At 69.6% G+C, this 23,328-nt stretch carries 17 protein-coding genes; 9 read left to right on the forward strand and 8 right to left on the reverse strand.

Annotated elements, in window-relative coordinates:
- Nucleotides 1-14 precede the first annotated feature (14 nt).
- Nucleotides 15-695 carry a GntR family transcriptional regulator gene (locus tag F4558_RS07255; RefSeq protein WP_053656610.1) on the forward strand — a complete coding sequence of 227 codons (681 nt, stop codon included), beginning with the start codon at nucleotides 15-17 and terminating at the stop codon, nucleotides 693-695.
- 1 nt (nucleotide 696) lies between these two features.
- Here the strand turns inward: F4558_RS07255 and F4558_RS07260 are convergent, their stop codons facing one another.
- Complete coding sequence (locus F4558_RS07260; protein ID WP_053656612.1) at nucleotides 697-2,187, reverse strand: aldehyde dehydrogenase family protein; 1,491 nt, start codon at nucleotides 2,185-2,187, stop codon at nucleotides 697-699.
- Between the two features lie 74 nt (nucleotides 2,188-2,261).
- Between F4558_RS07260 and F4558_RS07265 the strand changes: the two genes are divergently transcribed.
- Together F4558_RS07265 and F4558_RS07270 are read left to right on the forward strand one after the other, a co-directional pair.
- Nucleotides 2,262-3,413, forward strand: coding sequence for an acyl-CoA dehydrogenase family protein (locus F4558_RS07265; RefSeq protein ID WP_053656614.1), 1,152 nt, complete (start codon nucleotides 2,262-2,264; stop codon nucleotides 3,411-3,413).
- A 452-nt stretch (nucleotides 3,414-3,865) separates the two neighbouring features.
- On the forward strand, nucleotides 3,866-5,812 hold the full coding sequence (locus F4558_RS07270) for a GMC family oxidoreductase N-terminal domain-containing protein (RefSeq protein ID WP_167943584.1): 1,947 nt from the start codon (nucleotides 3,866-3,868) through the stop codon (nucleotides 5,810-5,812).
- 4 nt (nucleotides 5,813-5,816) lie between these two features.
- On the opposite strand, the gene F4558_RS07275 is transcribed toward F4558_RS07270, so the two are convergent.
- Together F4558_RS07275 and F4558_RS07280 are read right to left on the reverse strand one after the other, a co-directional pair.
- On the reverse strand, nucleotides 5,817-7,961 hold the full coding sequence (locus F4558_RS07275; RefSeq protein WP_167943585.1) for a 3-hydroxyacyl-CoA dehydrogenase NAD-binding domain-containing protein: 2,145 nt from the start codon (nucleotides 7,959-7,961) through the stop codon (nucleotides 5,817-5,819).
- 10 nt (nucleotides 7,962-7,971) lie between these two features.
- Nucleotides 7,972-9,186, reverse strand: coding sequence for an acetyl-CoA C-acetyltransferase (locus F4558_RS07280; RefSeq protein ID WP_167943586.1), 1,215 nt, complete (start codon nucleotides 9,184-9,186; stop codon nucleotides 7,972-7,974).
- Between the two features lie 184 nt (nucleotides 9,187-9,370).
- Here F4558_RS07280 and F4558_RS07285 point away from each other — a divergent pair, with 184 nt between their 5' ends.
- Together F4558_RS07285 and F4558_RS32100 are read left to right on the forward strand one after the other, a co-directional pair.
- Nucleotides 9,371-10,567: a TetR/AcrR family transcriptional regulator gene (locus tag F4558_RS07285; protein ID WP_053656622.1), complete on the forward strand. Its 1,197-nt coding sequence runs from the start codon at nucleotides 9,371-9,373 to the stop codon at nucleotides 10,565-10,567.
- 148 nt (nucleotides 10,568-10,715) lie between these two features.
- Entirely contained in the window at nucleotides 10,716-11,879 is a 1,164-nt protein-coding gene (locus tag F4558_RS32100; RefSeq protein WP_167943587.1) for a TetR/AcrR family transcriptional regulator, read from the forward strand.
- 12 nt (nucleotides 11,880-11,891) lie between these two features.
- Here the strand turns inward: F4558_RS32100 and F4558_RS07295 are convergent, their stop codons facing one another.
- The 3 genes from F4558_RS07295 to F4558_RS07305 form a co-directional block, all read right to left on the reverse strand.
- Nucleotides 11,892-13,109 (reverse strand): oxygenase MpaB family protein, encoded by a 1,218-nt coding sequence (locus tag F4558_RS07295; protein WP_167943588.1) that lies wholly within the window; start codon nucleotides 13,107-13,109, stop codon nucleotides 11,892-11,894.
- Nucleotides 13,110-13,255: 146 nt separating this feature from the next.
- On the reverse strand, nucleotides 13,256-14,347 hold the full coding sequence (locus tag F4558_RS07300) for an NAD(P)-dependent alcohol dehydrogenase (protein ID WP_167943589.1): 1,092 nt from the start codon (nucleotides 14,345-14,347) through the stop codon (nucleotides 13,256-13,258).
- Nucleotides 14,348-14,374: 27 nt separating this feature from the next.
- Nucleotides 14,375-14,845 (reverse strand): DUF4334 domain-containing protein, encoded by a 471-nt coding sequence (locus F4558_RS07305; RefSeq protein WP_167943591.1) that lies wholly within the window; start codon nucleotides 14,843-14,845, stop codon nucleotides 14,375-14,377.
- A gap of 109 nt (nucleotides 14,846-14,954) precedes the next feature.
- Between F4558_RS07305 and F4558_RS07310 the strand changes: the two genes are divergently transcribed.
- Nucleotides 14,955-15,893, forward strand: coding sequence for an oxygenase MpaB family protein (locus tag F4558_RS07310; RefSeq protein WP_167943593.1), 939 nt, complete (start codon nucleotides 14,955-14,957; stop codon nucleotides 15,891-15,893).
- A 13-nt stretch (nucleotides 15,894-15,906) separates the two neighbouring features.
- Here the strand turns inward: F4558_RS07310 and F4558_RS07315 are convergent, their stop codons facing one another.
- On the reverse strand, nucleotides 15,907-17,775 hold the full coding sequence (locus F4558_RS07315) for an AMP-dependent synthetase/ligase (protein ID WP_167943595.1): 1,869 nt from the start codon (nucleotides 17,773-17,775) through the stop codon (nucleotides 15,907-15,909).
- A gap of 247 nt (nucleotides 17,776-18,022) precedes the next feature.
- Complete coding sequence (locus tag F4558_RS07320; RefSeq protein ID WP_053656634.1) at nucleotides 18,023-18,790, reverse strand: SDR family NAD(P)-dependent oxidoreductase; 768 nt, start codon at nucleotides 18,788-18,790, stop codon at nucleotides 18,023-18,025.
- A gap of 335 nt (nucleotides 18,791-19,125) precedes the next feature.
- Here F4558_RS07320 and F4558_RS07325 point away from each other — a divergent pair, with 335 nt between their 5' ends.
- The 3 genes from F4558_RS07325 to F4558_RS07335 all read left to right on the forward strand — a co-directional run bounded on the left by F4558_RS07325 (nucleotide 19,126) and on the right by F4558_RS07335 (nucleotide 23,297).
- A complete protein-coding gene (locus F4558_RS07325) occupies nucleotides 19,126-20,346 on the forward strand; it encodes an oxygenase MpaB family protein (RefSeq protein ID WP_167943597.1) in 1,221 nt (406 codons plus the stop codon).
- 107 nt (nucleotides 20,347-20,453) lie between these two features.
- Entirely contained in the window at nucleotides 20,454-21,086 is a 633-nt protein-coding gene (locus F4558_RS07330) for a molybdopterin cofactor-binding domain-containing protein (RefSeq protein ID WP_167943598.1), read from the forward strand.
- Between the two features lie 327 nt (nucleotides 21,087-21,413).
- Nucleotides 21,414-23,297, forward strand: coding sequence for an alpha/beta hydrolase-fold protein (locus F4558_RS07335; RefSeq protein WP_167943600.1), 1,884 nt, complete (start codon nucleotides 21,414-21,416; stop codon nucleotides 23,295-23,297).
- Nucleotides 23,298-23,328 lie beyond the last annotated feature (31 nt).

The following is a 23,328-nucleotide window of genomic DNA, read 5'->3' on the forward strand; positions in this document are numbered from 1 at the left end:
GATACTGTTGTTGGGTGGCAACCCGGAGCAAGGTCCAAGACGTATCTCATCCCCAGCTCTCCGAGACAGTGGCGAGCCTGCTGCGCGACCGGATCATGTCCGGCCAGCTGCGCCCCGGTGAGCGGATCCGCCTCGAGGAAGTCGCCAAGGAGACCGGGCTGAGCATCACGCCGGTGCGCGAGGCCCTGCTGATGCTGCGCGCCGAGGACATGGTCGAGCTGCAACCACGTCGTGGCCACGTGGTCGCGCCGCTGTTCCGTCAGGACATCGTGGACGTGTTCGCGTTGCAGGGCGACATCGCCGGCGAGCTCGCCGCCCGGGTCGCCGTCAGCATCACCCAGGCCCAGCTCGACGACCTGCGGCAGCAGCACGAGCGGCTGCGCCGGGCCGCCCAGGCCCGGCAGGTCGGCCGGGTCGAGCAGCTCGAGTTCGAGTTCCACCGCGGCATCAACCGGCTGGCCGGCGCACGCAAGCTGTCCTGGCTGCTGCGGACCGCGACGCGCTACACGCCGTCGCGGTTCTACGCCACCGACGCCGAGTGGCGGGCGGGCATGATCGCCGACCACGAGGCTCTGCTGGACGCCCTCGAGGCCCACGACCCGGTCGCCGTGCGGCCGGTCATGGCCCGCCACTTCACCGACGGCGCTGAGCGGCTGGTCAAGCACCTGGACGGTCTGGGGGTGTGGAGCGAGTGAGTCAGTGGCGACCATGACGCCACTTGAACATCGCCAGCGAGGTCCGCATGGCGGAAGCGGCGGGTTGCAGCGCCATCACGTCGATCGGCGGCCGGAACCGCTGCCAGGTGACCGAGCGCGGTCGGCTGAACTCGCGCAGGCCGTCCGCGCCGTGGACCCGTCCGAAACCCGAGTCGCCCACGCCGCCGAAGGGCAGCGACGGCACCCCGGCGTACCCGAGCACCGAGTTGACCGACACGGCTCCCACCCGCAGCCGGGCCGCGAGTGCCAGCCCCTGGCGGCGATGCCGCGTGAAGATGGAGCCGGAGAGGCCGTACCGTGTCGCGTTCGTCCGACGTAGCGCCTCGTCGACGTCGGGCACCGGGTTGACCACCAGCACCGGGCCGAACGTCTCGTCGGTGACCGCCGCGCTGTCCTCGGGGACGTCGGTGAGCACGACCGGCTCGACGAACGGTGGCCGCACCGAACTCGCGTCACCGACCACGGCGCGGGCACCCCGGTCGATGGCGTCGGTGATGTGGCGCAGCACGATGCCGGGCTGGGCCGGCGTGCTCATCGGCCCGTACGGCGCGTCCGGCTCGGCGCCCGGCTGGACCTGCCGCACCAGCTCGGCCAGCTTGGCCACGAACGGCTCGTAAACGGCCTGCTCCACGTAGACGCGCTCGACACCGGCACACGTCTGCCCGGCGTTGCCCAGGCCGCCGAAGACCGCCGCCTGGGCGGCGGCGTCGAGGTCGGCGTCGGCCGTGACGATGAGCGCGTCCTTGCCGCCGCCCTCGATCACGACGGGGATCAGGTTCTCGGCGCAGGCGGCCATGACCGTCCGGCCTGTCGCCGCCGACCCGGTGAACGCGATCTTGTCGACCCCTGCGCGGCACAGTGCTGCCCCGGTCGTGCCGTCACCCGTGACGACCTGCAGGACCGGCCGATCGGGGAGCAGCTCACTCCAACGCTCGGCGAGCCACACGCCGACGCCGGTGGTGAACTCGCTGGGCTTGAAGACCACCGCGTTGCCGGCGGCCAGCGCGTGCGAGATGGCTCCCATCGGCGTGTAGACCGGGTAGTTCCACGGCCCGATCACGCCGACGACGCCGTACGGCACGTACTCCACGGAGCTGGCCTGGTTGAACGCGAGCAGGCCCGAGGAGACCCCGCGTCGCCTCAGCACGCGTCGGGCGTGCCGGGCGGCCCAGTCCAGGTGCTCGACGGCGAGCATCACCTCAAGCTGAGCCCCGGCGATCGACTTGCCTGTCTCGCTGCGGATCAGCTCGGCCAGCTCGTCGATGCGGTTCGCGATTGCCGCCTTGTAGGTGAGCAGGTGCTGCCGGCGTTGCCGCGCGTCCAGGCCGGCCCACCAGCCTGCCGCCTCGCGTGCCCTGTCGACGGCGGCGCGTACGACAGCTGCGTCAGCTATGTCGTAGTCGGTGCGGGACTCGCCGGTGATCGGGTCGACGAGGTGCAACCGGCGAGGTTGCTCAACGAGGGATGTCATCCGCAGCTCCTGACATTTGATATTCGATAGTTTAGCCTTGCTGTCAATCCCTTTGCGACGCTGGAGGTACAGCTGTGGAATGGAGCGACGAGCAACGATCACTGGTCGCCGCCGTGCAGGATTTCTGTCGTCGCGAGGCAGGTACTCGTGAGCAGCGGCAGCACCTCACGAACGGCGGACGGGAGCCCCACAGTCCCGAGCTGTACCGCAAGATGGCCGACCTCGGCTGGCTGGGCCTGTCGCTGCCGGAGGAGTTCGACGGCGGTGGGGCCGGCATGGTGGAGTTGTGCCTCTTCCTGGAGGAGACGGCCAAGGCGATGGCGCCGATCGGCGGCTTCACCACGTCGATCATCGTGGCCGCCACCTACGAGCGCTTCGGCTCGTCCGAGCAGAAGAAGCGCATCCTCAGCGGGGTGGCCCGTGGCGTCGTCGAGGCGGTCGCGATGTCCGAGCCGGAGGCCGGCTCGGACGTGGCCAACCTGAGTTGCCGCGCCGAGCACCGGGGCGACGTTTTCGTCATCAACGGCCAGAAGACGTGGTGCTCCAACGCCCATCTCGCCGAGCACATCCTGCTTGTCGCCCGGACGTCGGGAAGCGCCGGTGACCACCACGGCCTCACCATGTTCCTGGTCCCGGCCAACGCGCCCGGACTGACCATCTCCGGCATCGACACAATGGGCGGCCGGGAGGTCAACGACCTCTACTTCGCCGACTGCGTGCTGCCCGCCGACGCCGTGGTCGGTCAGGTCGACAACGGCTGGCGGCAACTGATGGCCGGGCTCAACATGGAGCGACTCATCCTGGCCAGCGTCATGCTCGGCACCGCGCAGCGGGCGTTCGACGACGTCATGGAATACGTCAAGAACCGGCAGCAGTTCCGCCGGCCCATCGGGTCGTTCCAGGTGATCCGGCACCGCCTCGCCGACCTGGCCACCGAGATCGAGTGCGCCCGGCTGCTGATCTACAACACCGCGGCCCAGGTCGACAGGGCCCCGGAGAAGGTGCTGCCCCGGGAGAGTTCGATGGCGAAACTCAAGGCCACCGAGACGGCCCGTCGCGTCGCCCTGGATGCCATGCAGATGATGGGCGGCTACGGGTACGCGACCGAGTTCGACATGGAACGCCTGGTCCGATCCTCGGTCGTCTCCACCGTCTACGGCGGCACCAGCGAGATCCAGCGCGAGATCATCGCGAAGACGTACGGGTTGTCCGACCACATGCGGTAAGGCTCAAGCGATACGCCGCCGATGGCACGTCCATCGGCGGACACCCCGGCCGACGAGTGTGCCGAACACTCGCCGGCCGGGGTGTTTTGTTAGGCATGGTTCGACATCACCCGCTCGTCGTCCCCACCTTTCGGTGGGCAGGGGGCCGCGCACGCACTTATGCCGATCAGTGCGAGGCCCAGAACTCTTCCCAAGAAGTTACGTGTGATTTACAGTGCCGTAAGCACGAAGAGGGTGCCCGCGCCAACGATCGCGGGCCGATCGCCTGTCACCGCCGGTACCGCCGGTCCGACCGGGCGATGGTGCTTCATCACGGCCGAGTCGTGCTCACCGGGTCCGCCGCCGAACTCCGCGCCGACCGGCGCGCCGTCGCCGAGGCCTACTTCGGCACCGCCCCCGCGCCTGGCGCCGGCCACGCGGGATCCCGCCCACCGCTCTGAACGGGAAAGATAATGGAATTATCTGCCAAACAGCGCGCCGCCCTGGCGAGCATCTGCGACACCTTCACACCGGGCGACGGGGCTGACCTCCCGCCGGCCAGTCAGCTCGGCGCGGTCGACATCATGGCCGCGCTGGTTCTGCACAACCCTCGCGCCGCCGAGGTCAAGCAGTTCCTCCAACTGCTGGAACTGTGGGACTCCCGCGCCACCCAGTTGATCCTCGGCGGCGGCGCACGGCGCTTCTCCCGGCAGACCCAGCAGCGCCGCGAGCGGATGCTGCTCGCCCTGGCCGAGTCGAACGTCACCCGCAAGCGGGCGCTCTTCCAGGCGCTCAAGGGCGCGGCCACCCTGTCCTACTACATGGCGCCCGGGCCGACCGGCCGATCGCCGGTGTGGCCCGCCATCGGCTACCCCGGCCCGCTCGGCACCAGGACCGACGCCCCCGAGCCCGCCCTGGCGCCGATCCGCCCGTCCGCGCCGACCACCCTGGACTGCGACGTCGTCGTCGTCGGGTCGGGCGCTGGCGGCGGCACCGCCGCGGCCGTCCTCGCCGGCCACGGCCTCGACGTGATCGTCGTGGAGAAGGGCGGGTACTACGACGACAGGGACTTCGACGGCGGAGAGCTGTCCGGATTGTCGCGGCTCTACGCCCCAGGCCCCTCGGCCACCGCGGAGGGCCAGCTGAGCATCCTCCAGGGACAGTGCCTCGGTGGCGGCACCGTCGTCAACTACACCACGTCGTTCCGCACCCCGCCGCGGGTTCGCGACGAGTGGGCCGCGCTGGGCGTGCCACAGTTCGCCACTGACGAGTACGAGCGTTGCCTCGACGCGGTGTGGTCCCGGCTCGGCGTCAACAGCGACCACGGCAGGATCTCGTCTCGTGACGCGCTCATGGAGCGCGGACTGACAGCGCTCGGCTGGCATGTCGACGAGATGCCCCGCAACGTCGACGGCTGCGACACCGGCGTCGAGTGCGGGCGGTGTGGTCTGGGCTGCCGCATCGGCGCCAAGAAATCCGCGACAAAGACCTGGCTCGTCGACGCCCAGCGCGCGGGTGCGCGCCTCCTCGTCGACGTCGACGTCCGCACGGTCACCATCACGGCCGGCAGGGCGACCGGCGTCGCCGGCCACACCGCCGACGGTCACCCGGTGACCATTCGTGCCCGCGCGGTGGTCGCCGCGGCCGGCAGCGTGCAGACGCCGGCCCTGTTGCGCCGCTCCGGCCTCACGAACCCGAACATCGGTCGGCACCTCCATCTGCACCCGGCCACCGGCGTCTGGGGCGTGTTCGCCGAGGAGGTCCGCCCGTGGGAGGGCGGAATGCAGACCCGGTACTCCACCGAACACGCCGATCTCGACGGCCTCGGCTACGGCGTCATCTACGAGACCGCCGCCACCAACCCGGCCACCGCCGTGTCCTTCATGAGCTGGACGGGCGCCCGGAACCACCTGGACCAGATGCGGTCGCTGCCGAACCTCAGCGGGGTCGGCATCATCACCCGCGACCGCGACAGTGGACAGGTCAAGGTCGGCAGCGACGGCGAGCCGGTGGTGCACTACCGCCTCTCCGCCTACGACGCCGCCCACATGCGGGCCGGGATCGCCGGTGCGGCTCGTATCGTCGAGGCGGCCGGTGCCCGCAAGCTGTTCTCCGGCCATCAGCGCGGCAGGATCTGGGAACGCGGCAAGGGATCCATCGAGGACTTCATCCGCCAGACGGACACCTTGGGCACCGCGCCCGGTCAGGTCGCCATGGCCGCCCTGCACATCATGGGCGCGGCCCGCATGGGCGGCAGCAGGGCCACGTCGGTCGCCGGGCCCGACGGTGCCACGTGGGAGGTCCCGAACCTGGTCCTCGCCGACGCGTCCACCTTCCCGGCGTCGTTGGGCGTCAACCCGATGATCTCCGTCGAGGCCATCGCGTACATGAACGCCCAACGACTCGCCGCCGGGATCTGACCGCCTATTCGAACCGCTCGCCCCGGTCGGCCATTGCCAACAGCAGTGGGGGCGGGCTGAACCGGTCACCGTAGCGCTCCGCGAGCACCCGCGCGCGGGCCACGAAGCCCGGCAGCCCGCCCTCGTACTGGTTGATGTACTGCAGGACGCCGCCGGTCCAGCTCGGGTAGCCGATGCCCAGTATCGAACCGACGTTGGCGTCGACCACCGAGGTGAGCACCCCCTCTTCGAGGCACCGCACCGACTCGACCGCCTCGATGAAGAGCATCCGCTCCTTCAGGTCCTCGAAGGGTGTGTCGAGATTGGTTCCGCCGAAGTTGTCCCGCAGGCCCGGCCAGAGACCGACCCGTTTGCCGTCGCGGTAGTCGTAGAAGCCCGCGCCACCCGAGCGTCCCGGTCGACCGAAGTCGTCGATCATCCGGTCGATGACCGCGTCGGCGGCGTGTGGCTGCCAGGTGCCACCGGCGGCGACCGTCGCCGCGGCCGTCTCCTGCCGGATCCTGCGGGGCAATGTGAGGGTGAGTTCGTCCATCAGCGCGAGGACCGGCGCGGGATATCCGGCCTGGCTGCTGGCCTGCTCGATGGTGGCCGCCGGGATCCCCTCGGCCAGCATCGCCACGCCCTCGTTGGTGAACGTCCCGATGACCCGACTGGTGAAGAAACCGCGGCTGTCGTTGACGACGATGGGCGTCTTGCGTATCCGACGTACCAGACCCAGTGCCCGCTGGAGCGTGGCCTCGTCGGTGCGCTCGCCGCGGATCACCTCGACAAGCGGCATCTTGTCCACCGGCGAGAAGAAGTGCAGCCCGATGAACTCCTCCGGCTTGCTGACGCCCTCGGCGAGCAGTGTGATGGGCAGTGTGGACGTGTTGGAGGCGATCAGCGCCTCCGGTGCGACCTGCTCGATCTCGGCGTACACCTTCTGCTTGAGCGCGGGGTCCTCGAAGACCGCCTCGATGGCGAGGTCGACGCCGGCGAGGTCGGCGATGTCCTCGGTGGGCTCGATCCGGGCCAGGATCGCGTCGCGCTCGTCCGGCGTGGACGTGCCCCGGGCGACAGCCTTGTCAAGGACGCCCACCGAGTACGCCTTTCCGCGCAACGCCCCCTCGACGGTCACGTCCTTGAGAACGACCCGCATCCCGGCCCGCGCGCACACGTACGCGATGGCGGCGCCCATCATGCCCGCGCCGATGACCGCCACCCGCCCCAGCGGTGGATGGTCCGCACCGATGTCCCGCGAGCCGGCGGCCTGTACGTCGAAGAAGAGCGCCTTGATCATGTTCTTGGCGATCTGGCCGGTGGCGAGTTCGGTGAAGTACCGCCCCTCGATGGTGAGGGCGGTGTCCAGGTCGACCTGTGCGCCTTCGACGGCGGCGGCGACGATGTTGAGGGGAGCCGGGTAGGGGGCGCCCTTGAGTTGCTTGCGCAGAATGGCCGGCACGGCCGGCAACTGGGCGGCGAGCGCCGGAGTGGACGGGGTGCCGCCGGGAATCTTGTAGCCCTTGCGGTCGTACGGCTGCATCGCGTCGGGGTTGGCGGCGATCCAGGCGCGGGCGGCATCCATCATGTCGGCCTCGTCGGCGGCGATCGCGTCGACCAGCCCGTGCGAGAGCGCGTCCTGCGGTCGGCGCCGCTGACCGCGGAGCAGCCAGTTGCTAAGCGCGTCGGTCACGCCCAGCAGGCGGACGCTGCGCACGACGCCACCACAGCCCGGCAGCAGGCCGAGGGTGACCTCCGGGAAGCCGGTCTCGATGGCCGGGTTGTCGAGGACGATGCGGTGGTGGCAGCCCAGGGCGAGTTCGAGCCCACCACCGAGGGCCGAGCCGTTGATGGCGGCAACGACCGGACGGCCGAGTGTCTCCAAGCGGCGTACGGTGTCCTTGAGCAGGCGGGTTTCCGCTTCCGACGCCTCGGCGTCGGCGGGCGTCAGCCGCAGCAGCGCGTCCAGGTCGCCGCCGGCGAAGAAGGTCTTCTTGGCCGAGGTGATGATCACGCCGGCGATGTGGTCGCGTTCGGCCTCGAGCCGGTCGACTGTCGCCGTGAGGCTCGCACCGAACTCGCTGTTCATCACGTTCGCCGAACGGCCGGGGTGGTCGAGGGTGAGCAGGACGACGTCGTCGTCGCGTTCCCACCGGATCGTGTTGACCATTCGTGACTCCTCAGACTCGTTCGATGACTGTCGCGATGCCCATGCCGCCGCCGGCGCAGAGGGTGGCGAGCCCGTAGCGGCCACCGCGTCGCTCCAACTCGTCGACGAGGGTGCCGAGGATCATGGCTCCGGTCGCTCCCAGGGGGTGCCCCATCGCTATCGCGCCGCCGTTGACGTTGACCCTGTCCAGGCTCAGGCCCATGTCGGCGACGAACCGCAGGACCACTGCCGCGAACGCCTCGTTGATCTCGACCAGGTCGAGGTCGTCGACGCCGAGACCCGCCTTGCTCAGCGCCTTGCGCGCGGCCGGCGCCGGGCCGGTGAGCATGATCGTCGGTTCGGCGCCACTGATCGCGGTGGCGACGATGCGTGCCCGCGGGACGAGGCCGGCGGCCGCGCCGACGGCCTCGCTGCCGACGGCCACCAACGAGGCGCCGTCGACGATGCCGGAGGAGTTGCCCGCCGTGTGGACGTGGTTGATGCGTTCGACCCAGTGGTATTTCTGGAGCGCGACCGCGTCGAAGCCGGCCTGCTCCCCGATGCCGGCGAAGGATGGACGAAGCGAGGCGAGGCTCTCGGCTGTCGAGTCCAGCCGGATGTGCTCGTCGCGGTCGAGGATTGTCAACCCGTTGCGGTCCCGCACCGGGACGACCGAGCGGGTGAAGTAGCCGTTGGCCCATGCCTTGGCGGCCCGGACCTGCGACTGCAGCGCGTAGCCGTCGACCACGTCGCGGTCGTAGCCTGCGATGGTCGCGATGAGGTCCGCGCTGATGCCCTGGGGCACGAAACCGGTGGTGTAGTTGGTTTCCGGGTCCAGTGCCCAGGCTCCACCGTCGGAACCCATCGGGATACGGGACATCGATTCGACGCCGCCGGCGAGGACGAGATCCTCCCAGCCCGAACGCACCTTCTGCGCGGCGATGTTCACCGCCTCCAGGCCCGAGGCGCAGAAGCGGTTGAGCTGGACGCCGGCCACGGTGTCGGGCAGGCCGGCGACGACGGCGGCCGTCCTGGCGATGTCGGCGCCCTGGTCACCAAGCGGGGACACCACTCCGAGCACGATGTCGTCGATCAGCGCCGGATCCAGACCGGGCATCCGCCGCAGGGTCTCCTCGATCAGGCCGGTGACGAGCGAAACCGGCTTAACCCCGTGTAGCGATCCGCTCGGTTTGCCCCGACCACGCGGTGTGCGCAGTGCGTCGTAGATGAACGCCTCGGTTGTCATAGCCAAGCTCCTCGCTACTCACCTCAATGCGAATCCCGCCTAACTTTCGTTGAGCTCGCGGCCGCTTGTCAAGCAACATCCGCCCCTCATGCCCGCTGGCCGCATTCGGCCTGGGTCGATGTCGGCAAGCGAGGCGGCTGAGGGCCATCGCCGCAATCCTGCGAGGTGGCGCTAACGTGTAGGGGTGCGAACAGCAGCCAGCGGCACCGGTCCCGCAGCGACGAAGCGTCCCAAGGATCGCAAGGACCGCATCGCGCTGGCCGGAGCCGAGCTGTTCTGCGAGCGGGGCTATCACGGCGTCTCCGTCGACGAGATCGCCGCCGTCGTCGGCATCAGCGGCCCGGCGGTCTACCGGCACTTCCCGAACAAGTACGCCATCCTCGTGCACGCCACGCGGGAGATGGTCGGCGCGCTGCTCGCCGCGACCGCCGACCCACCGGCGGTCACCGCCGAGGGCGTCCTCGACGTGCTGCTGGGCAGGCTCGCCGACGTCGCGGTGAGCAAGCGGCGCGTCGCGGGGCTGTACCAGTGGGAGGGCCGCTACCTCACCCCGGAGCATCGGCAGGAGTTCGCCGCGACTCTGACCACGCTTGTCGGCCGCCTCGCCGGGCCACTGCGCGAGCTGCGACCCGAACTGACCGCCGAGCAGGCCGAGTTGCTCGTCAACGCGGCTCTCAGCGCCTTCGGCAGTGTGACCACCTACCGCGCGGCGACCACCGGCACCGGCACCGAGCGACTGCTCACCCGGGTCGCCTGGACCCTGCTGCGCGGCGACGCGCCGCAGTTGCCGCCACCGCCGCGCGGCACGCCGGGCACCGCGCCGGTGCGCCCGGCGGCGCGCCGGGAACTGCTGCTCATCGAGGCTATCCGCCTCTTCCGCCGCCACGGCTACCACGCCGTAGCCGTCGAGGACATCGGACGCGCCGCCGGCATGCAGGCATCCAGCGTGTACCGGTACTTTCCCAGCAAGGCCGACCTGCTCGCAGCCGCCTACTACCGCGCCACGGACCGCCTCGCCGGAGCCACCAGCGAGGCGATCACCGAGGCGAGTGACCCGGCCGACGCCCTGCGCCGAGTTGTGCGGGCCTACGTCGCCTTCGCCTTCGGCCAGAGCAACCTCGTCGCGGTCTACCTCGCGGAGAACAACAACCTGCCGGACAAGGACCGCCACCAGTTGCGCGGGGCGCAGCGCCTGCACGTCGAGGAGTGGGTACGACTCGTCCGCGCGGTGCGACCGGACCTGCCGGCGACCGACGCCCGCGTGCTCGTCCACGCCGCTCTCAACGTCATCACCGACATCGGCCGGCTCGGCCGCTTCGACAGTGCCGAGGGTTACGACACCCAGACGGCCCACCTGGCCCTCGCCGTCCTGTACGCCTGACCAGCAGGCATCCGGGCCGGACACCTCAGGGCCGATCGCCCGGTGGCGCCCAGGTACGCCGGCCCGGCGGTGAGCACGGGTCGCGACAGCGCTGTGATTGACTAGCAGGCGTGCTCCTGTCTCCTCCGACGCCTGATCGACTGATCCGGTGACCACCGGGCCGACCGCGGCCACCCGACCTCGCAACCGCAGGCAGGTCATCCTCGAGGCAGCCGGTCAGGTCTTCAGCGAGCGCGGCTACCACGCGGCGTCCATGGAGGAGATCGCCGCCGTCGTCGGCATCAGCGCCGCAGCCCTCTACCGGCACTTCCCGAACAAGTACGCGTTGTTCGCCGAGTGCGCCAACGTCATCGTCGACAAGCTTGTCGCGGTCGTCGACGAGTGGCCGCCGGAGGCGGCCCTGACCGACGTGCTCGCCGCCCTCACCCGGGTCACGGTGTCCCACCGCGCGTCCGGCGGCCTCTACCGGTGGGAGGCCCGCTACCTCAAGCGCGCGGACCGCCAACTGCTGCGGACGAAGTTCGCGCACGTCGTGGAGCGGGTCACCGACACGGTACGGCGCGAGTACCCGCTGCCCGACGAGCGCCTGCGGGCGATGGCGGCCCTCGGCGTGATCGGGTCCATCACCATGCACCGCACCTCGATCGCCCAACGCCGGATCGAGGATCTGTTGCTGGCGTCCGCCCTGGGCGTGGTGGCCACCGATCCGGCGACGGCGGAGGGCAGTGCGCGCCTTGTCGAACTGCCCGCCCAGCCCGTCCCGCGCACTCGACGTGCCGAGATCCTGGCGGCGGCCGTCCCCCTCTTCGCGCGCGACGGCTTCGCCAATGTCACGAACGCGCAGATCGCCCAGGCGGTGGGGTTGGCCCCGTCCGCGATCTACCGGCACTACCCCGGCAAGGTCGACATTCTGGTGGCCGCCTGCCTGCAGGCGGCGGGCCTGCTGGCCCAGGCGGTGGAGCGGAGCCTGCACCGGGCGACCGATCCACATCAGGCCGTCGTCGCGTTGGCGGCGGCGTACGTGGCCTACTGTTTCGAGCACAACGCGCTCAACAGCGTCGCCGAGGCCGAGGTCGCCGGCCTGCCGGCCGAGCTCCGGCGGCCCCTGATCCTCGCGCAGCGTGAGCACATCGCCGTCTGGGAGCAACAGGTACGAATGGTCCGCCCGGAACTGGACCCACGACAGGCCCGACTGCTGGTTCACGCCGGCTTCGGTGTGGTCGTCGAGGCCGGGCGCGCCCTGCGCTGGCAGGACGCGCCCGGCCACCGGGACGCGGTCACCGCTCTGGTCACCGGTGCCCTGACGCGGTGAGCACAGGCCGACTCAGCTGCCGGGCCGGTTCATCACCGGGATGGTGATGGGGGTGTGCGACGCCGAGGTGCCGTTGTTGAGGAAGAGCATCGCCAGGCCGCGCACGAAGTGGTCGAAGGTGGAGAAGGTGCGCGGCATGACCGGGGACAGCCCTTCGCGGAACATGATGTACGTCGGCCATCCGGCTTCGATCACGCCTCGCGAGATGAGGTCGCGCGGCAACCGCAGCCAGTTGCCGATCTGGTCGCTGAGCACGTAGCGCGCGAACTCGCGTTGGAATCCCTTGGTGATGCCCAGGTCGAGCGACGAGGTCAGGTTCAACAGGATGTCGGCCAGGTCGATCCCCTCCCGAGTCGGCGCGAGGATCGGCGTCAGCGCGTACTGCGACTGCTCGTGGGCGGCGGCCCAGGTGGCGGGGATGAACTCGTCCCGTACGCCCAGCAGGTGCAGCGCGACCTGCCACATGTGCAGGTACGCCTCCTCCTCCGCCGCCGAGACCCGCAGGCCGTAGCGACGCCACTCCACCAACTTGCTGTGGACGTAGGTGCCCAGGCTGTGGAAGGTGATCAGGATGTCGCCGTTGCTGATCGGAATCGGATGGTCGGTGACCTCCCGCCACGCCGCTGACTGCGGCAGCAGATGCCGCACCGCGGCGTGCGTCAGGCGGGTCTTGGTGGAGGTGGTGATGAAGTTGCCCGTCGGCTTGAAGGCGTCGGGGGTGTTCAGGTCGTAGCCGTAGGTGAAGGTCTTCGCCGCGCGTGACTTCATGTCGGCGCCGCCCTCGGACCAGTAGACGTTACGGGCCTCGCGGGGGATGACAGTGCTCATGATGCCGCTGCCCAGCCCGTACAGCAGGAACAGGTACATGCTCATGCGCTTGTTGAACTGGGCGGCACGGTCCAGCTTGGCCTGGTCGGCCCACGACGGCAGCTTGTTGAACTGCCTGAGGTAGGTGGTGAGTGCGGGGGGCAGACCGCTGGGCACCGGGTCGCCGTTCTTGATGAACGATTTGAACGCGTTGTTGACGGCCGGGATCTGGCCATTGTCGAGCATGGAGGCGACGAGCGGGTCGGTGTCGTCGTCCCACACGTCCCACGGGTCCGTGACCGCGTTGGTCCCGGCGATCGAGTTGGTCGACGACCACGCCCACGCCTTGGGCACGTCAGTCACGGCTACCAGACCCAGCGCCGCGCCGAGGGTCAGGGCGCTTCGTCTGCTGAGATTTTCCATTAGCCACCGCTTTCCGGGCTAGCCGGACATCGCCCTGAACACCAGCTTGAGGTGGGTGCTACAAGCAGGTTTCAAGTTATCCGGGCGTGTGATTTTCTATTAACATAGAGGACCGTAACTCGGTCGGCAAGGGGTAGCGACCCGGGTCAACCGAAGGTGAGCACAGGCTTGATCGCGGAGCCGTCGCGCATGCCGGCCACGGCGTCACCGATGTTGTCGAAGGCAAAGGCGGCGATGAGCCGGTCCAGCGGAAAGAGGCCGCGTTGGTGAAGATCGGCCAGTACGGGGATGAAGCGCGTCGGGTCCGCGTCGCCCTCGATCACGCCGTGGACCCGGATCCCCTTGGTGAGCAGGCTCATGACGTCGAAGGCGACTGTGGCACCGACACCGACGAGGGCGAGGTCGCCCCGGGGACGCAGGAAGGCGACGGCCTGTTGAAGCATCTCCGGACGGCCGGTGGTGTCCACGATGTGGTGTGCGCCGCCGCCGGTGAGGTCACGCACGTTGGTGACGAGGTCGGCCGCTCCCGGGTCCAGGCCCGCCGTGGCGCCGAGCTCGACGGCCAGGGCGCGTCGCGAGGCGACCGGCTCGATGACGATGACAGGGGCGCAGCCGCGCACGAGCGCGGCCATGAGCGCGGTGAGTCCGACCCCGCCGGCACCGATGACGACCAGGGAACTCCCCGGCTCGGGGCGCAGGCGGTTGAGTACCGTACCCGCCCCGGTCTGCGCACCGCAGCCAAGCGGCGCGGCGACGACGGCCGGCAGGTCGTCAGGGACCCGGATGGCGTTGCGCTCGTGGGCGAGCGCGAACGTGGCGAAGCTGGACTGGCCGAAGAACCCCGCGTGTACGGGTGCGCCGTCGCGGGACAACGGGGTGGTGCCGTCGCCCCGCCCGCCGGAGGTGTTCAGGGCCCCTTGGCGACGGCAGTACGCCGGATGACCAGCCACGCACTGCTCACACGCACCGCAACTGTTGAAGGTCAGGCAGACACGGTCACCCGGCGCGAGAGTGGTCACTGCCGCGCCGACCTCCTCGACCACGCCGGCACCCTCATGGCCGAAGACCATGGGAGTCAGCCGGCGGGGCCAGCTCGCCTGCATGCTGAGGTCGGTGTGACACAGGCCGGCAGCTGCCATTCGGACCAGCACCTCGTACGGCCGTGGGGCCTCGAGATCCACGGCCTGGACGACGAACGGCCCGCCTGGGGTGTCGGTGACGGCAGCTCGGATTCGCATGGCGGACTCCTTCGCGAGCGGTCAGCCTCAGGCCGCGCGCTCGAGGACGAAATAGAAGAAGGGACCGTCGGCGGGGACGTTCTTGCCGTTCATGATCCCCATGAGGGTGTTCTCGTCAGCTCGCTTGAAGTGATCGAAGACCGGCTGCCCGTCGTAGACCATGGTGGCGGTCGACTCGCCACGGAACTCGACGGTCCACAGGCTGGCCTCGCCCTTGCCGAGCACGGTGTTGGAGTACAACTCGCCCCTGTCGTCGCGGCAGATCAACGGCTTGACGTCGGTGCGGGAGACGAAGCGCTTGCCGTACCACCGGACCCGGTCCAGCTGCCCGTTGAGGGGGTGCCCCGTGTCGAGCGCGCTGCCCTTCCACTCGCCGAGAATCTCCTCGGGGCGAACCGTGTCCAACGCGGCCCAGATGTCGTCGAGTTCGGCGGCGGATACCCGGCCGCCCTGTCGGCGCAGCTCGGAGAAGCTGGTTCGGGCCGTGCTCGTGTTCATCGTGGCTTCCTCTCGCCGTTTGTGAAGGTCGTTGGCACCCGGCCGGATGCCGCACGCGGCCTTGACATCGGGCCGCGCCGTCGCCGAACCTGCTGGGGAGGTGATCGCGATGGCTGATGGCGGCCGACACCGCTGGTTGCGCCGTATCGAGGCACTCGATCCGGTCCGCGACCATCACGAGATCTACCGCATTTCGATCGGCTACGAGTTTCCCTTCGACTACCAGCGGGCGCTGGAGCTGGCACTGCTGCGCACGTACTGCGTGCCGAGCATCTCGGCGCTGCTCGATGCCACCGGCGAGTTCCGGCTCCGCGCCCAGCGGCGGTACGACGACACCGCGCTGCTGATGGCCGAGATGGCCGAGCACGGCTACGACTCGCCGCGCGGCCGGCAGGCGCTCAAGGCCATCAACCGGGCACATCATCGGTACGCCATCTCCAACGACGACATGCGCTACGTCCTGTCCACGTTCGTGTACGAGCCGATCGACTGGCTGGACCGGTTCGGCTGGCGCCGGCTGCACGAGCACGAGCGGCTGGCCGCGTTCCACTACTACCGGGCTGTCGGCGCGCGCATGGGTATCCGCGACGTGCCGGACGACTTCGACGCGTTCCTCGACTTCAAGCGCGAGTACGAACGGGCCACGTTCCGCTACGACCCGAGCAACCAGCGCATCGCCGCACACACCCTGGATCTGTTCGCCTCCTGGTACCCGCGCCCGCTGCGCCGCGCCGCGCGGCTCGGCGTGCTCGCACTGCTGCCCGCCGAGCTGCGCGCCGCCTTCGGGCTCCCGGCCGCGCCGCGCTGGGTGTCCGCCGTGGTCACCTACGGGCTGCGCGGCCGGGCTGCGGCGGTACGCCTGATGCCGCCGCGCGGCACCAGCAGGCTGACAATCGCGCCGGACAACCGCACCTACCCCGGCTACCCGCACGGGTACGAGCCCTCCGACCTGGGCGCACCGCCACCGCCGCCCGACCTCGACCCGAAGTGGCTGGCCCGCCCGGTGCCGCCGCCGAGCACCGGACCGGAGCCGCCGACCGATCGCTGACAGTGGTGTACGGCTATCCGGTGGTGGACTCGGCCGCCGGGACAGTCGACTGGTAGAGGCCGTCGATGCTGTCGCCGTACCGGTCGACGATGACCCGGCGGCGCAGCTTCAGCGTCGGAGTCAGCTCGCCCGACTCCGGCGTCCAACTCGACGGCAACACCTCGAAGGTCTTCACCTGCTCCGGTCGCGCGAGCCTGGCGTTCGCGGCGTCGACGGCGGCCTGGATCTCGGCGAGCAGCAGGGGGTCCGAGGCCAGGTGGGGCAGCTGCGCGTCGCTGATGCCACGTGCCCGCGCCCACTGGGGAGCGACCTCGTCGTCGAGCACGATCAGCGCTGTCACGTACGGTCGCCGGTCGCCGATCGCGACGGCCTGACCGATGAGCGGATGTGCCCGAAGCAGTCCTTCGATGTACGCCGGCGAGATGTTCTTGCCGCTGGAGGTGATGATGATTTCCTTCTTGCGGTCGGTGATGGTGAGGAAGCCGTCGTCGTCGATCGTGCCGACATCACCGGTGGCCAGCCAACCGTCCGCGTCGACGACCGGCTCGACGCTGCCGTCGGCGCGCAGGTATCCGGAGCACACCAACGGTCCGCGTACGAAGATCTCACCGTCGTCGGCGAGGCGTACCTGCATGCCCAGATGAGGCCGGCCGACGCTGCCGGTACGGAAACGCTCCGGCAGGTTGATGGTGGCGGTGCCGGTGGTCTCGGTCATGCCCCACACCTCCAGCACGTCGACGCCGAGCCCGGCCAGGAACCGCAGAACGTCGACCGGGATCGGGGCGGCGCCGCTGCCGGCCCAGACCATGTTCTGCAGGCCCAGTGTGGACTGGATCGGGCGCAGCACCGTGGCCTCGGCCTGCGCCAACTGAGCAGCCAGATCGTCGGGCACGGCCTCGCCCGCCGCGCGCAGTTCGTACGCCTGGAGGGCGACGGCGCTCGCGGCGCTGAAGGCGGCCTGCACGGCGGGCTCCGCGGCGGCCAGATGGGCCTGGACGCCTGCGGCCATCTTCTCCCAGATTCGCGGGACGCCGAAGAACGAGAACGGAGCGACAGTGCGCAGGGCCTTGACGAGCTGGGTGGGGTCCGGGCAGATGGTCACGTGGCCGGCGCGGTAGATGGGGTTGTAGATGCCCAGGAACCGCTCCGCGATGTGGGCCAGCGGCAGGTAGGCCACCGACGGCGCGTGGTCGGGGACGAACACGTTGGCCTCCAGGGCCACGGCCTGGTAGATCACGTTGTGGTGGCTGAGCACGACCCCCTTCGGGTCACCGGTCGTCCCCGACGTGTAGAGCAACGTCACCGGCTGCTCAGGTCGGATCGCGCGCCAGCGTCGCTCGAAGGCGGCGGGGTCGGCCCGGTGCGCGGCCTGACCGACGGAACGCACCTGCGACAGCGGCACGGTCTTCGGGGACAGATCGTCGGGCTCGGCCGCGTCGACCACCACGATCCGGCGCAGGTGCGGAAGGTCCGGCAGGACCGGACGCCAGCGGGCCAGCGCGGCGGCGTTCTCCAGCACGAGCACCTGGGCGCTGCTGTGTAGTGCCACGTATCGCATCTGGTCGGTGCTCAGCGTCGGATAGATCGTGGAGGGCACCGCGCCCAGGTGGACTGCGGCGAGGTCGACAAGCCAGTGCTCCGGCCGACTCGACATCATGATCAGCATGTGGCCGCCCGGCTCCAGGCCGATGTCGGCCAGGCCGCCGGCGAGCTCGGCGACCTCGCCGTGCAGTTGCGCCCACGTGCGGGTGTCGTCGCGGTCGAGCGTGGTCAGCGCCGGCAGGTCGGCGAAGTCTGTGGCGTTGCGGTGCAGCAGGACGGGAACAGTCAGATTGGCGGCCGTCTTGGCGCATTGGTCGGCAAGAGCGTCGGCGGGGTCCATGGGGTTACTCCTTCAGCCGTAACCGGGCCTGGTGGGGTGAGGCCGGTGTACCCCTCATCGTGGTGGTGGCGAGGGTGCCGCAGCCTGTGACAGCACTGTAAACGAGGGCTAACTTTCTGGGAAGGACCGACTATCCGCACGGGCTAATCTGGATCGCAGTCGTGACCCGCGCTAGAACTTCGCCTAACCAAACGGCCGCCCCCGGGCAGGGGCGGCCGCAGCGGCGCTCGTCGGGACAGGACCGGTGTTACTGCGCGGTCCACCCGCCGTCGACGTGCAGGACGCTGCCGGTGACATAGCTGGCGGCGTCCGACGCCAGGAAGGCGACGGCGCCGACGACCTCGTGCGGCAGCCCGAAGCGGCCCATCGGAATCCGCTCGCGCAACCGCCTCGACCACTGGTCGTGGCTGCGCAGCCCTGCCGTCATCGGTGTCTCCAGGTAGCCGGGCGCGACCGCGTTCACCCGGACGCCGGCGGCCGCCCACTCCAGTGCCAGCGTCCGGGTGAGCTGCTCGACCCCGCCCTTGCTGGCGCTGTAGGCGGCCAGCCGCGGAAGACCGACCTGGCCGTGCACCGAGGACATGTTGACGATGCTGCCCGCGCCCTGCTCGATCATGATCGCGCCGGCGGCGCGGGCGCAGATGAACACCCCGGACAGGTTGGTGTCGATCACCTGCTGCCAGTCCGCGACGCTCAGTTGCTCGCTGCGGTGCAGCGCCGGGCTGATGCCGGCGTTGTTCACCAGGATGTCCAGGCGATCCCATCGTCGCCGGGCCAACGTCACGACGGCTTCGGCAACAGCCTCGTCGGTGACGTCGCCGGCCACGATGTCCGCCGTGCCACCGTTGGCGACTATCTTGTCGCGCACCGCCTCCAACGCGTCCAACCGGCGCGACTGGAGGATCACGGAAGCGCCCGCCTCCGCCAGCCCTTCGGCGATCGCCGCCCCCACGCCCTGGCCGGCGCCCGTCACCCAGGCGACCTTGCCCTGAAGCTGCCCGTCGACCACGCTCATCTCGTTTCCTCTCCTCGACGGTGTCCGTCACGAGCCAGCGTCGCGACGCCCCGCCGTCGACCACGCGCTGTCCCATGTGCACAAGCGCCTCTGCCGCCCGGCCATTTCCGCGGGGCGCCTCTTCGGTCATGGACCGTCCGATCGCGACGGAACACCGCAACCCCTTGCCACAGTGGGGATTGCGGACGGCGTGGCGTCCGTGCAGTTCAGGTTGGGCCGAACATCGACCGTCATCGCATTCGGCCTTGTGATCCTCGGCACAGTGTGCTCTCATCTGATACACAGTCGCAACATTTGTTTCACCGTATCAATGGCCTCGACCCCGAGGAGTGAACGTGGAACCAGTCAGCAGACGCAGGATGTTGCAGGTCGGTGGGGCCTTGGGCGCGCTCGGCGCGTTGAGTGCCACCACGTCAGCGCAGGCCGCACCATGGTCCTGGTCCCCAATGGGCTCGGTCGCGGGCGCCGGGGCGGGCACCGATCCGCGATGGGTGTGGGACGAGGAGGCCGACCCTCTGGTCGCCTCGCTGCTCGACAGGGGCGACGCGCCGTTGGTCAACCGGGTGCTGCGGACCTGGACCAGGAACGGGCAGCCGCTGCCGGACGGTCTGCCCGCTGACGTACACCAGTTCATCCAACGTGCCCGTCAGCTTCCGTCCTGGGTCGACCAGGGCAAGCTCGCCACCGCGGTGCAGTTCAACGAGAAGCGGGGGCTCTACCTCGGCGTCCTGTACGGTCTGGCCAGCGGCATGATGAGCACTGTCATTCCGAAGGAGGCCCGCGCCGTCTACTACTCCGAGGGCGGCGCGGACATGAAGGACCGCATCTCCAAAACGGCAAAGCTCGGGTACGACATCGGCACGGCCAACGCCTACCAGCCCACCGGCTCGATGATCGTGACGGCCGTCAAGACCCGGCTGGCCCACGCCGGCGTACGTCATCTCCTGCCGCAGTCGCCGAGGTGGGTGGCCGTCGCCCCGGAGGACATCCCGATCAGTCAGCGGGACATGATGGTCACGTGGCACAGCCTGCCGACCACTGTCATGCGCCAGCTGAATGCGTGGCGGGTTCCGATCCCCACCCGGGAGTCGACAGCATTCCTCCACCTGTGGCAGGTGGCCGCACACATGCTGGGCATCAAGGACGAGTACATCCCTGCCACGTGGAGTGAGGCCAACGCCCAGGCCGACCAGGTCCTCGACCCGGTGCTGGCACCGACCCCCGAGGGCATCGCGCTCGCGGACATCCTGCTCGACCTCGGCAAGGAGATCGACGCCGGCATCCTGAGCAAGCCCATCCTCGGCTCGTTCACGAGGTTCCTGCTCGGCAACCAGATCGCCAACTGGTTGCAGATCCCCCGGGAACCGCTCTGGGACACCTTGTTGCAGACGGCCTGGGGGCCGTTCATCGCCGTCCGGGAGGCGCTGCTTCCGCTTCCCCTCGCGCCGCCGTCGTACTGGCTCTTCGACGAGTTCCTGCGCAAGCTGGCCCTGCTCTTCCTGTCCGAGGGGCAGCAGATCAACATCGAGATCCCGCTCGGCAACCGTCCATCCTGATCGTGCACGTCGCAGTCGGGGACGCGGCCGGTGTCGCGTCCCCGACCCCTGCCGACGCACCGCACCCAGTTCGCGAGACAGCACACCGATCAGCAGTGAGAACGGCCATGGTGGAGCGCAATTCCCGGGGACGCTTCCCCGGGTACGTGCTGGCCGCGCCGGTGCTGGTGACCGCTGCGGAACTGGTGACGACCCCCGGTGCTGCCGCGCTGCCGTCGTCGGACCCGATGGAGCTGCTCGGCCTCAACGACATCATGACCGCCGTGGCGCTGACCACATCGGCACTGATCGCCGTCGAGGTCAGTGAGGACGGAACCGTCTCGATCGCGGTGCCGCGAGCCCTGATGGGGCAGACGGCCACCACCTCGACCGCCGCCCTGATCGCCGAGGAACTCTCTGTACCGCGCGGACGGATCCGCGTCGCACTTGCCGACGCCCGGCCGGAACGTGCGGGCACCCCGGCTGCCGGCGGGCCGTCCTATGCGCCGATCCGGGTCGCCGCTGCCATCGCCCGACAACGGCTCCTGAGGGCCGCGTCGACAATGTTCGACGTACCCCTCGGCGATCTGCGGCTGGAGGCCGGCTTCGTCACCGACGGCGCCGGCCGGAGGGTCGACATCGGCGCCCTCGCCACGAGGGCAGCCAGCCCGAGCACCCTCGCCGTGGCGGTGGAGCTCGCCCCGCGCGACGGTCGCACCTTCGTCGGCCATCCGGCGGTCGGGCCCGCGCGCGGGCGCTAGATCCCTTGACAGCGGAAGGTGTGCGCGGCCACACTAATTTTGCTAATTCGATTTAGCGCAGCATCAGGTCCAGAGAGTGCCGGAACGGGTCGTTATCGACGGGCGCGAGCCCGGGTGGCCCAGGAGGAGGCTCTTCACGTCCCACCACCACCAACCCGCGTCCCGTCCCCAGACGCCTTCAGCTCCGGTGGCTCCTCCGGTAGTGAGCCGAATCAAGCGCTGCGCCCCCGGTTGGGGCTCGATCAGTGCTGCCCTCAGTCGACAGTGTCCGAATAGAACCGTGGGTCTGAAAGGCCGTGATATGAGACTACAAAGGTGTGTGCTCAGATGAGGAAGGCGATCGGAAGGCGCGGGTTCGCGCGTGCGGTCGCGTTGCTCGCGTTCGCGTCACTCGGTGCCAGCGCGATCGTCTCCGCGCCGGCTGCCGCCGCCGCCACGACCGCGCTTGTGGAAGGTGCGACCGTCACTGCGGACAGCGCCTCACCGACCGGCTACACCGTCAGGTTCGTCTACCACAACCCCAACGCCACGCAGGTCCGCCTGGCCGGCGACCTGACGCTGCTCGACGTCGGCACCGGCACCACGCGGTACCAGCCGGAAGCCTGGCAGCCGGGTCGGTACCACTCCGGAGGCACCGAGTTCCTCAGGGACATGACCAGGGATTCCACGGGACGCTGGTCGGTCTCGCTCCCGCTGCACGCCGGCAGCCTCAGCTACTGGTACCGGGTCTGGGACCCCACCCAGGATTGGGTCAACAAGCGCATCTGGGACCCGGCCTCGACGAACCCCCGGCCCCCGGGCGAATCCTCGTTCCGGGTCCGCAACAACGACGTGCTCGACGCCGTGTACGTGCCGTACGCCGACAAGCAGAACGACCCGGTGCTGAAGGAGCGCGCGGAGTACGAGCTGCCAGTGGCGGACCCGTCGCGGCGGGGCACCGTCCGGTACATCCCCTACACCACGATCCTCGGCGACAGCGGCCACTACCTCGGTGTCTACCTGCCGCCGAACTACGACCCGAACCGCGCCCAGCCGTACAAGGTCGCGTATCTCGCCCACGGCATCTTCGGCGACGAGACCGACTTCATGGTCCCCGCGAACGTCCCGAACATCCTCGACAACATGACGGCCAAGGGCGAGATCGAGCCGACGGTGGTCGTCACCATGGGCAACCACTTCACGGGTACGAGCCTCGGGTTCGCCTCGTACAACCAGACCAACGCCGCGAACAACCTGGTCCAGACGATCCTGCCGCTGATCGAGTCCACCTACAACGTCTCCACCGAGCGGGAGGGGCGTGCCTACGGCGGGTTCTCCTACGGCGGGTCGACCGGCGGCTTCGTCATCCGTAACTACCCGACCACGTTCGGCTTCTACGGGCACTTCTCCGGCAACCCGTCCCTCACCCCGCAGGACTACGACAACATCGCCGCGGCGGTCGGCGACGACGATCTCTTCGTGTTTCTCGGCAACGGCGTCTTCGAGGGCAACCTCAACGCCCATAACGGCATCGCGAACAACTTCCGGGCCCGCGGGTACGACGCCTACACCACCCAGGTGCCCGGTGCGCACGACGGGATGACCGCCGGCCAACTGTTCACGATCTTCGCGCGGGACTTCCTGTGGTCGGGGGTCGACTCGGTGTCGGTGACCCCCGCGACCGAGACCCTGACGCGGGGCTGGAACTGGACCCGGCAGTTCGCCGCCCAGGTCACCACCAACGACGGGGTGAGCCCGGCGGTCACGTGGTCGGTCACGGGAGCGACGTCGGCGGGTACGACCATCTCCGCGGACGGTCGGCTCTCGGTGGCGGCGAACGAGACCGCTTCGGCGCTCACCGTCGTGGCGACGTCGGTGGTCGACCCGACCAAGGCGGGCACGGCAGGGGTCACCCTGACGCCCCCGGGCGCGGCACGGGTCGTGGTGAAGGCGAAGGCCGCGCCCGCGTCGATCGTCAGGGGTGGCACGTTCACACTGGACGTCGACCTGCGGGCGCAGACCCAGCACAAGAAGGCGCCGCAGGTGACAGGTGAGATCGCCGTGACCTTCGGTGGCAGCACGCAGGTGGTGTCGCTCACCGATGGCGCGGCCGTCGTCAACCTGCCGACCAGCGGCCTGTCGGCCGGGGGATACCCGGTCCACGTCGCCTACTCCGGCGACACGACCTACGCCTCCACCGCGGCCGTTCATCAGCAGCTGCGGGTGCGGTAGCCCTTCGGCATGGTGGGCCGGCGATCGCACT

This window comes from Micromonospora profundi (genome assembly GCF_011927785.1).
GTDB classification, from domain to species: Bacteria; Actinomycetota; Actinomycetes; order Mycobacteriales; family Micromonosporaceae; genus Micromonospora; species Micromonospora profundi.